Source organism: Stenotrophomonas sp. AS012628 (assembly GCF_010608305.1).
Lineage (GTDB): Bacteria > Pseudomonadota > Gammaproteobacteria > Xanthomonadales > Xanthomonadaceae > Stenotrophomonas > Stenotrophomonas geniculata.
In genome coordinates this window covers 1-251 of record NZ_VMBJ01000185.1, presented here as the reverse complement: position 1 = coordinate 251, position 251 = coordinate 1, and the positions used below count along the sequence as shown (strand labels likewise).

Sequence of the window (251 nt, the reverse complement as noted above, 5' to 3'; positions counted from 1 at the left end):
ACCGTGGGCCGCGTGCAAACGCCCACGTTGTCGATCGTGGTGGAGCGCGAAGAGAAGATCAAACGCTTCGTGCCGCGCGATTACTGGGAAGTGCGCGCCGAGTTCATCGCCGCGGCCGGCCTGTACGAAGGCCGCTGGTTCGACCCGAAGTTCAAGAAGAACGAGTTCGATCCAGAGCAACGCGATTCGCGTCTGTGGAGCGAGGCCGAGGCCAAAAGCATCGTGGCCGCGTGTCGCGACAAGCCGGGCAC

At 63.7% G+C, this 251-nt stretch carries 1 protein-coding gene; it reads left to right on the top strand.

All coding sequences use genetic code 11. From position 1 onward, the window contains the following. Positions 1–12 precede the first annotated feature (12 nt). Positions 13–251, top strand: a 239-nt coding sequence (locus tag G5A07_RS21540) for a DNA topoisomerase (protein ID WP_223107814.1), incomplete at its 3' end; no start/stop codon positions are given.